The organism is Mesorhizobium sp. M5C.F.Ca.IN.020.32.2.1, assembly GCF_004023105.1.
Taxonomy (GTDB): Bacteria; Pseudomonadota; Alphaproteobacteria; order Rhizobiales; family Rhizobiaceae; genus Mesorhizobium; species Mesorhizobium wenxiniae.
On sequence record NZ_RZSX01001015.1, the window covers coordinates 1 to 2078 of the forward strand.

Sequence of the window (2078 nt, forward strand, 5' to 3'; positions counted from 1 at the left end):
CCAAAAAGCCTATCTCGTTCTTGCGCCGGCCGGGCGGCGAAGTCAAACCTCGGCGCGCCGCCGAAACAAAAAACAACTCAATCAGTTAACAGGCAAATGTGTGGCAACGGCGTCGCGGAAACGACGCATCTGACGTTATTTGCGCGCAAGCAGCGCCTTGACCAGTTTTTCGTCGACCGCGCCCGTCGCCTGCAGGTCGTTGTCGGTCTGGAAAGCCATGATGGCATCCTTGGTTTTCTGGCCCATCACGCCGTCGGCATTGCCGGCCTCATAGCCGTTCTTGTTGAGAATGCGCTGCATATTCTGAACGACCGTCTTCATGTCGACGCTGGCGGTCGTCTGCGGCGTGCCGTCCTGCCATGATTCGGGAATGTCGGCCGAATTGGCCGCAGGATCGATCGGCTCTGCCTTCCACAGTTCGGCGGCGGCGCGTGCGCGTTCGAGCTGCTCGGGCCTGAGCGCCTTGGCGATCTCGTCGCGCTTTGCCGCCGCATCCTTGTCGCCGGTCTTGGCGACAAGTGCGAACCATTTGTAGGATTCTTCGAGATTCTGCTTCATGCCGACGCCCTTCGCCGCCAGGATGCCGAGATTGAACTGGCTGTCCTTGACGCCGAGCTCGGCGGCGGCCTGGAACCAGTGCGCGGCCGATTCATTGTCGGTCACGCCGTCCGCAGCCATGGCAAAGAGCACGGCGAGATTGTGCATGGCGCTGGCGTTGCCCTGCGCCGCGGCGAGCTGGTACCAGGTCTTCGCCTTCTTGACGTCGCGCGCGACCCCAGTGCCCTTCTCATAGAAGTTGCCGATCCGGTATTCCGCCGGTGCGAAGCCGAGTTCGGCTGATTTCTCGTACCATTTGGCGGCCGCTGCCATGTCTTGCTTGACGCCGCGCGATTCGGCATAGCGCGAGCCGATCTCGAACAACGCCTTGGCGTCGCCGCCGGCCGCAGCGTCACGCAAGGCAGTTGGGCCGGCATCGGCTGGGATGTCGATGTTGGCAGTGGCCGCCGCCGTCGAAGCATCCGCAGGTGTGACCGTGCCGGTCATCTCTTGGGTGGCCGTCGTGGCGGCCCTCGCTGTGGCCATTGGCTCGGTGTCGGCAGCCGTCGGGCCCGCAGGTGCAGAGGCTGTCACATTCGCCGCCGCCGGATCGGGCGGCGCCGTTGGAGTCATGGGCGCAGGCACGGGTTCAGCCTCGGGTGCGGTGCCGATCGGCGTTCCGGCGTCCGACAGCGCGGCGCGGGCGGCCTGTGCCGGCATGTCGTCCTCGGCTATCGATTCGGACGGCTCTGCCTGCCGGACGGCGCGGGCCGGCGCGCTGTCCTGTGCTGCAGCAGTTTGCGCGTCCTTCTTCGGCTCGCTGGCGGTGCCGGCCGACGTGGTTTCCGCCGGCTGCGCGGCCACGATCGGCGCTGCATCATTGCTGGCTATTTCAACGGGGTCCGAGAAAAAGGCCTTGCCCAATTGTAAGCCGGCGAGCGCCAGCATGACTGCGGCGGCCGCCATCAGGATCGGCTTGCGCCGCGCCTTGAGCAGGTCGCCGATCCTGAGCGCCTTAACCGGGCCGCTCATCGTCGATTGCCGCTTGAGAGCGTCGGCCTCGGCAGCGGCCGCTTGCGCCGCGCGTCTGGCTGCGGCGATGAAGTCGGATTTCGATGCATCGGGATTGCCGGCCCTGACCGGCGGTCCGCGTTCGTCGCGCACGCGTTTCATGATGGCGTTGAGGTCGGGGGGGCCGGAGCCGGGCTCCAGCGGCCGGTTGGCAACCTTCGGATCCAGCGGCTCGTCGAGATCGGCGCTCGGTATCTCGACATCAGGTGCCGAGCCGGCAAGCGGTGGAACGTCTGCCTCCTTCTTACCCTTGAAGGCGCGCGCCAGTCCGCCGAGAATCGACTTCCGGCCGCCGGGCTGCTCACTTTTCTCCGTCACCGTATCCGAACCAAGCGCCGCCATGGCCGCGGCCGCAGCGGCTTCGGCCGGCGTGCGCGGGTCTGGCTCATTGCGCATGATAGCATTGGCACGGCTGTCAAGGTCGGCCATGTCTCCAGTCAGCGGTAATGGCTGGTCGATATCCATGGACC

General features: G+C 65.8%; 1 protein-coding gene. It reads right to left on the reverse strand.

The genetic code is table 11. From position 1 onward, the window contains the following. Positions 1-135: 135 nt before the first annotated feature. A partial coding sequence (locus EOA86_RS32220) for an SEL1-like repeat protein (RefSeq protein WP_164892211.1) occupies positions 136-2078 on the reverse strand: 1943 nt, incomplete at its 5' end.